This window comes from Actinophytocola sp. (assembly GCF_035712165.1).
GTDB lineage: Bacteria > Actinomycetota > Actinomycetes > Mycobacteriales > Pseudonocardiaceae > DASYTH01.
Genome location: NZ_DASTBH010000183.1, coordinates 1 through 7,296, shown reverse-complemented (window position 1 = coordinate 7,296; position 7,296 = coordinate 1). Strand labels below are relative to the sequence as shown.

Annotated in this window: 6 protein-coding genes; 2 read left to right on the top strand and 4 right to left on the bottom strand. The window is 70.9% G+C overall.

Translation table 11 applies throughout. From position 1 onward, the window contains the following. A partial coding sequence (locus VFO68_RS10140; protein WP_325157951.1) for an FAD-dependent oxidoreductase occupies positions 1–1,026 on the bottom strand: 1,026 nt, incomplete at its 3' end. Between the two features lie 124 nt (positions 1,027–1,150). Between VFO68_RS10140 and VFO68_RS10135 the strand changes: the two genes are divergently transcribed. Beyond that, complete coding sequence (locus VFO68_RS10135; RefSeq protein ID WP_325157950.1) at positions 1,151–1,792, top strand: TetR/AcrR family transcriptional regulator; 642 nt, start codon at positions 1,151–1,153, stop codon at positions 1,790–1,792. A gap of 191 nt (positions 1,793–1,983) precedes the next feature. Here the strand turns inward: VFO68_RS10135 and VFO68_RS10130 are convergent, their stop codons facing one another. From VFO68_RS10130 to VFO68_RS10120, 3 genes are all read right to left on the bottom strand, one after another. After that, positions 1,984–3,519 carry an oligopeptide:H+ symporter gene (locus tag VFO68_RS10130; RefSeq protein ID WP_325157949.1) on the bottom strand — a complete coding sequence of 512 codons (1,536 nt, stop codon included), beginning with the start codon at positions 3,517–3,519 and terminating at the stop codon, positions 1,984–1,986. A 20-nt stretch (positions 3,520–3,539) separates the two neighbouring features. Next, positions 3,540–4,943, bottom strand: coding sequence for an NAD(P)/FAD-dependent oxidoreductase (locus VFO68_RS10125; protein ID WP_325157948.1), 1,404 nt, complete (start codon positions 4,941–4,943; stop codon positions 3,540–3,542). 89 nt (positions 4,944–5,032) lie between these two features. Next, positions 5,033–6,214 (bottom strand): cytochrome P450, encoded by a 1,182-nt coding sequence (locus VFO68_RS10120; protein WP_325157947.1) that lies wholly within the window; start codon positions 6,212–6,214, stop codon positions 5,033–5,035. 72 nt (positions 6,215–6,286) lie between these two features. On the opposite strand from VFO68_RS10120, the gene VFO68_RS10115 reads away from it, so the two are divergent. Beyond that, positions 6,287–7,296 (top strand): CaiB/BaiF CoA-transferase family protein (locus tag VFO68_RS10115; protein ID WP_325157946.1); only part of this gene is annotated, 1,010 nt, incomplete at its 3' end.

Below are 7,296 nucleotides of genomic sequence, written 5' to 3'. Positions count from 1 at the left end.
CATCGGCGTCATGCTGTGGATCGCATCCCCGATCAGCGTCACGTTCGTGCTCGGCCACTCCGCAACCGGCGTGGCCGTGCGGATCGGCAACAGCGACACGGTGCCCGGCTCGGAGTCGGTCACCATCCGCCGCAACGCCGGGTCCCAGCCCGCCATCAGCTCGGCGACCAGATCCCGTAGCTCCTTGCCCTCCATGTCCTTGAGCGAGGCGCCGGGCGGGTAGCGCCGGGGGCTGGCCGCGAAGGCCCACATCAGGTAGCTGGTGGTGTTGTCGAACAGCACCGCGTCCTGGTCGAGCGTCTCGTCGTTGCCCCCGATACCCGCGTCGGTGGCCACGTCGTCCAGGTCGTGCGGAGCCAGGAACATGCCGAGCCCCTTCGGCGGCAGCAGCAGGTTCGGGCCGGCGACGAGCCGCGCGGGCAGCCAGGCGCGGCTGCGCTCGTCCAGGGTGAGCTTGCCGGCGATCGCCTGGATTCCGGTGTCCACCCGCTTGGCCTGCGGCAGATACTGCGCCCGCACCCGCGAGCCGCCACCGTCCGCGGCCACGAGCACGTCCGCCTCGGCGGTGCTGCCGTCGGCGAAGTGACAGGTGACCGGGCCGTCGCCGGTCTGCTCGTAGCGCACGAACTCCTTGCCGTAGTGCAGCACCCCGTCCAGCCCCGCGGACAGCACCTGGCGCAGCGTGATCCGGCTGACCGAGTGGTGTTCCCGGGTCGGGTCGGCCGGGCCGGTCGGCTCGTCACCGGTCACCAGCAGTTCTTCCATCCGCTCGGTGAGGAACCCGAACGCGCTGCCGGACTTGCCGGTGGTGGCGAGGAACGCCTCCCACAGGGGTGCGGGCAGGCACTCGTGCAGCGCTCGCGCCCCGGTCGGGTTGATGTGGATGCGATAGCCCTGCAGCCGGTCGGTCCGGGACCGGTCCCGCTCGTACACCGCCACGTCGACACCGGCCTTGCGCAGCCCCTGCGCCAGGCACAGCCCGCCGATGCCACCGCCGATCACCGCTACCCGCAGTCCCTTGGCCATTGCTTCCTCCCTCGATCCAACCTGTGGTCTCCATAATCATCCAGTGGGTTGATTATGTCAATCCTTGAGTTGGGGAGTTCATCCACCGGGTGAAAAGTGCGGGTGGATGAGCTACCGTGGCGGCGTGGCCGACACCCCAGCCCAGCCGCGCCGCCCCCGCCGCTCACCCGGCGCGGGCGAGCGGCAACGCGACCCCGAGCGCACCAAGGCGCGCATCCTCGACGCCGCCAAGGCGGAGTTCGGGGCGAAGGGCTTCGCGGCCGCCCGGATCAGCGACATCGCCGACCGGGCCGGCGTGAACAAGCAGCTGATCTCGTACTACTTCGGCGGCAAGGAAGGGCTCTACACCGAGTTGGCCGACCGGTGGCGCGAGACCAGCGCCGCCATGGCCCGGCCCGAGGCGCCGCTCGACGCCGTGGTGGCCGGCTTCGTGATGAGCACCGTGCACGACTGGGACTGGGCCCGGCTGATGGCCTGGGTCAACATGTCCGGCAGCGCCGAACAGACCCCGGCCAGCGAGGCGGAGGCCCAGTTCATGCGGGCCCAGGTGACCGAGCTGAAGAACCGGCAGGCCGCCGGCGAGATCCCGGCCGACCTCGACCCCGGGTGCCTGCTGCTGGCCCTGTTCGCCGCCGCCAGCGCGACCGTGACGCTGCCCCGGATCGCCGAGCTGATCTCCGGCGCCGACCCCCAGTCGGCCACGTTCACCAGCAGGTACGCCGAGCAGCTCGCGCTACTGGTGCGCCACCTGCAGCACCCGGCCTGACCGCCGAAGACCCCGCCGAGCGGCGCTCGGCGGGGTCTTCGGGCTCGCGGTTCAGATCGGTGCCGGGGGGAAGTGCGTGCCCCGACCAACAGCTACCTCAGGGGACCGTGACGACACGCAACCACAATCCACCCCGTCATCCGCACCGTTCGCCGGAACGCGACAACCGCATCAAAATTCCGGAGAGGCGGTCAGGCCGCGAGGCGCTGTGGCGGCTCCTGCTCCGGCGCGGCGGCCTGGTCCGGCTCGTCGCTGCCGGGCAGCAGCGACCGGGTCAGCCGGCGCCGGCCGATGGCGAAGGCGAGACCAGCCAGCGCCGCGGCCGAGCCGAGGCCCAGGTAGTAGAGCGGCTCCGGGACCACCTCGGCCAACCGGACCACGCCCGCGCCCACCCCGCCGCCGAGCGCCGCGAACAGGTAGAGCAGGCCCAGCGTGCGGCCCATGAACTGGCGCGGCAGCACGTCACCGGCGGCGGCGATGGTGACCGCGGCCACGATCAGCTCCCCGCAGGCGTGCGCGAAGTACACCGCGACCAGCCACAGCGGCGAGACCTTCGTGCCGTCCAGGGCGACCAGCGTGGCCACCGACATGAGCAGGAAGCTGCCGCCGACCAGCAGCAGGCCGATGGCGAACTTCACGCCCACGTTGTCGCGCCTGCCGAGCCGCGGCAGCCACCAGGCGAAGAACGGCGCCAGCACCAGCATGAACGCCGGGGTGGCCACCATCAGCCAACTGGCCGGGATGGTCCAGCCCAGGATCTCGCGGTCGACATGGTTGAGCGCGAACAGGTTCAGCAGCGAGCCGGCGTGCGCGATGATCATCCAGAACAGCGCGGCGCCGAGGAAGACCCACAGGAAGCCGCGCAGCCTGCGCCGGTCGCCGGTGTTGAGCAGCTTGTTCCGGTAGACCGCCCGGTAGCCGATGATCGGGAAGATCAGGCTGAGCAGGCCGGTGAGGCCGATCGCCATGGACGCGCTGAGCGCGCCGCCGATCCCGGCGCCGATCAGCAGCACGGCCACCACCCCGGCCACGACCAGCGTGCGGTTGCGCACCTTGCGGCGCACGTCGTCCTCGAGCGGCCGGATCGGCCGGGCGCCGGTCTCACCGAACTGTGTGGTCGACATGGCGACGAGAACGGCGGTGAGCGCCATCGCCGCGGCCGCCACCACGAACGCCAGGTTCCAGCTCAGCTTCTCCCCGATGAAACCGGTGACCAGCGGCGCGATCAGGGCACTGGTCTGCACGCCGGTCCACATCAGCGAGATGCCCGCCTCCCGCCGGCCGATGTCGTTGCCGTACATCAGGTTCAGCATCGCCTGGTGGTTCGGCTTGTACAGACCGCCGCCGGCGGCCAGCAGGCACAGCCCGATCGCCGTGAACCAGCCGCCGGGGGTGGCCAGGAACAGGTACCCGATCGTGCTGAGCACCGCGCCGACCAGCAGGGCCCGCCGGGAGCCGAGCACCCGGTCGCCGAGCCAGCCGCCGGGCAGCGATGCCAGGAAGAACAGCGCGATCCAGGCGCCGAACAGCGACGCGGCGTCGGCGACCGGCAGGCCCAGGCCGCCGCGGCTCTTCGGCGCCACCGCGTACAGCACCAGAATGGCCTGCATGCCGTAGAAACCGAAGCGCTCCAAGGTATCCAGTGCGAACAGGGTCGCGTACCAGCGCGGGTACTTACGCGTCGACGTCGGGTCCCCCGAAGCCGGCGTCACGGGGATTGTGCTCATGATCTGACTCCACGAGGTGTTCAGGGGAGAGTCGGAACCTCGGCCCGGCGCAGGCCGAGTTGCGGCCGGAAGGCCAGGTACAGCCCGCCGACGGCCTTGTCCGGGCTCATCGGCGCCTTCTTCTGCTCGTGCACCTTGTTCAGGTTCGCCAGCGGGTTGGGGTCACCGCTCTCCGCGCCGTGCAGGTGCTGCTGCACGCGGCGGTACACGTCCTGCGCGTCGTCGAGGTCGGCGATGCCGGTGACGATCCGGTCGAAGGCGGCCTGCACGTTCAGCTCGTCCCGGTCCTCCTGGGACAGCCGCTGGGCGTTGTAGAAGTGGTGCTCCTTGCCCTTGTAGCTCTCGTAGAACGTGGAGACCAGCACCAGCAACCGCTCGTAGGCCTGGCGGTAGACGGTGCCGAAGAAGTCCCACGCCTCCTCCTCGGCCACCTCGCCGCGCAGCACGCTGCCGATCGCGGCGGCGCCGAGCATTCCGCTGTAGGTGGCCAGGTGCACACCGGTGGACAGCAGCGGGTCGAGGAAGCAGGCGGCATCCCCGCACAGCAGGTAGCCCGGTCCGGCGAACTCGTCGGCGGCATAGGAGTAGTCCTGCTCCACCTTCATCCCGGCGACCTGCTCGGCGTCCACCAGCAGGTCGAGAACGGCCGGGCACTGGCCGAGTGCCTTGTCGTACACCGCTTCGATGCTGCCGAGCTCGGTGCGCTTCTCGTTGAAGTTGTCCCGTCCGGTGACCAGCCCGACGCTCAACGTCCCGTCGTGCAAGGGAATCGCCCAGAACCAACCGTCCTCGACGGAGGCCACCGTGATCGCGCCCTTCGGCCCGCGGTCCAGCTCCTTGGCTCCACGCCAGTAGGTCCACGCCGCCACGTTGCGGAACACGTTGTGGAACTTGCGGCTCTTGTTGTACTTCGTGGCGATCACGCCGCCGCGCCCGGAGGCGTCCACCAGGTAGTCGAACGTGATCCGGCCGCCGCGGTCCGGGTTCTTGGTCTCCGCCCAGCGCGCCGCGACCGGCCGCTCGCCGTCGAACTCCAGCTCCTTCACCGCGATGCCCTCGGTGACCTCCACGCCGAGCTCCCGGGCGTGGTCGAGCAACAGCTTGTCGAAGTCGGACCGGATGACCTGCCAGGCGTTGGTGCCGTCCTCGCCCAGCTCGGTGAACCTGACCTCCCACTCCTCGGGGCCCCAGAAGAAGTACGCGCCGCCCTTGGGCTGGAAGCCGTGGGCGTTGATCTTGTCCCATACCCCGAGCAGCTCGAAGATCGGCCGGCAGGACGGCAGGATCGACTCGCCGATGTGGTAGCGGGGGAAGACGTCGCGTTCCAGCAACGTGACCTGGAAGCCCTGTTTGGCCAACAGGCCCGCTGCGGTGGACCCGGCGGGCCCTCCCCCGACGACGAGGATCTGGGTCTCGCCACGCATGCGCATCTCCTCAGGCAGTCCCGGCAGTGTGTTGTGTCCGCACGAGGTTGGCAGCGCTGCTTCGAAGGCGGCTCAAACCGCGGTGGTGATCACCAGGCGACCGGCAGTGCCTCGACGCCCCGGATCAGCGCGCCCTCCCGCCAGGCGATCTCCTTCGCCGGCACGGCCAGCTCCAGGTTCGGGAACCGGCGCAGCAGCGTGCTGAACGCGACCTGCAGCTCGAGCCGGGCGAGCTGGGCGCCGATGCAGTGGTGCGCGCCGAACCCGAACGTCACGTGCGGCACCTCGCCCCGCTCGATGTCGAGGGTGTGCGGGTGGGCGAACACCCGGGGGTCGCGGTTGGCGGCGGCCACGTCCGGGATCACCACCTCGCCTGCGCGCACCACGATGTCGCCGAACGGCACGTCCTCGCGGGCGGTCACGCCGAACGCGGAGCCGGTGTTGAGCGGCACGAACCGCAGCAGCTCCTCGACGGCCTGGCCGACCAGCTCGGGCCGGGCCCGCAGGACGGCCAGCTGCCCCGGGTTGGTCAGCAGCAGGTAGCTGAAGTTGGCGAGCTGGTTGAGCGTGGTCTCGTGGCCGCCGATCAGCAGCGCCACGCCGAGCCAGATCAGCTCCTGCTCGGAGAGCCGGTCGTCGGCGTCCCTGGCCAGCACCATCGCGCTGAGCAGGTCGTCCTCGGGGTGCTCGCGCTTGCCCGCGACCAGTGCGCCGAGGTAGCCGAAGAACTGGCCCATCGCGGCCTGCGCCTCATCGGAGCTGAACGAGGTCGTGGACATCACGGTGTCGGTGAGCGCGCGGAACCGCTCCCGGTCCTGCGCCGGCACGCCGAGCACCTCGCAGATCACCGTGATCGGCAGCGGTTCGGCCAGGAACTTCTTCAGGTCGGCCGGCGAACCCTGTCGCTCGAGGTCGTCGAGCAGCCCGTCGACGATCTCCTGCACCCGTGGCCGCAGCCCCTCGATCCGGCGCTGGGTGAACGCCTTGGCCACCAGCCGGCGCTGCCGGGTGTGCTCGGGCGGGTCCATGGTCAGGATCGACCCGCTGGGCGGCGGCTCGGGCAGCAGCCGGGGCGCGGCCTCGGTCTGCTCCCGGCTGAACCGGGGGTCGGAGAGCACCAGCTTGACCTCGGCGTGGCCGGTGGCCAGCCACGCCTCACCGCCGTAGGGCATCCGCACCCGCACCAGGGGACCGCTGGCCCGCGCCTCGTCGTAGCGGGCGTCCATCTCGAGCCGCCTGGTGTCCCCGATCGGATATTCCCACGTGGTCATACGGCCAGGCTGGCAGCCGGCGCTCGAGACGGGCGGCAACCCGGCTCGAAGACCGATACCTATGCTGCGGGAATGCTTCCACTCGACGGGATGCTCGTGGTGAGCGTCGAGCAGGCGGTGTCCGCCCCACTGGCCACCCGCCAGCTCGCCGACCTCGGCGCCCGGGTGATCAAGATCGAACGCCCGGACGGCGGCGACTTCGCCCGCGGGTACGACCACTCGGTGCGCGGCATGGCCTCGCATTTCGTGTGGCTCAACCGGTCCAAGGAGTCGGTGACGCTGGACCTGAAGTCCCGGCACGGTGTCGAGGTGCTCGACCGGCTGGTCGGCCGGGCCGACGTGTTCGTGCAGAACCTCGGTCCGGGTGCGGCGGCGCGCCTCGGGTTCGACGCGCACACGCTGGTGCGCCGGCACCCCCGGCTGGTCGCGGTGGACCTGTCCGGTTACGGCGGCACCGGGCCGTTCCGCGACAAGCGGGCCTACGACCTGCTGGTGCAGAGCGAGGGCGGCCTGGTCTCGGTGACCGGCACGCCGGACGACCCGGTGAAGACCGGCATTCCGACCGCCGACATCGCCGCCGGGATGTACATCTTCTCCGGGGTGCTGGCCGCGTTGCTGCGCCGGGAGCGCAGTGGTGACGGGGCGGCGCTGGAGATCACGATGTTCGACTCGACCGTGGAGTGGATGGGCCACCAGATCCAGCATTCGCTGCACACCGGCGAGCAGCCGCGCCGGATGGGCCTGGCGCACACGGTGATCGCGCCGTACGACCGGTTCCCCACGGCGACCGGTGAGCAGGTGCTGATCGGCGTGCAGAACGACCGGGAGTGGCGCCGGCTGGCCGCCGACCTGATCGGCCGGCCGGAGCTCGGCACCGATCCGCGCTACGCCACCAACGTGGCCCGCACCGCGCACCGGCACGAGGTGGACGCGCTGGTCGCCGCGGCGTCGGCGAAGCTGCCGGCGGCCGAGCTGATCGAGCTGCTGGACCGGGCCGGGGTGGCCAGCGCGCGGCTCAACGAGCTTCCGGACGTGGTCGAGCACCCGCAGTTGCTCGCCCGGGACCGGTGGCGGGAGGTGGA

Coding starts and splice junctions, on each gene's coding strand:
- VFO68_RS10125 (WP_325157948.1), bottom strand. CDS start 4,943: ATGCGTGGCGAGACCCAGATCCTCGTCGTCGGGGGAGGGCCCGCCGGG.
- VFO68_RS10120 (WP_325157947.1), bottom strand. CDS start 6,214: ATGACCACGTGGGAATATCCGATCGGGGACACCAGGCGGCTCGAGATG.
- VFO68_RS10130 (WP_325157949.1), bottom strand. CDS start 3,519: ATGAGCACAATCCCCGTGACGCCGGCTTCGGGGGACCCGACGTCGACG.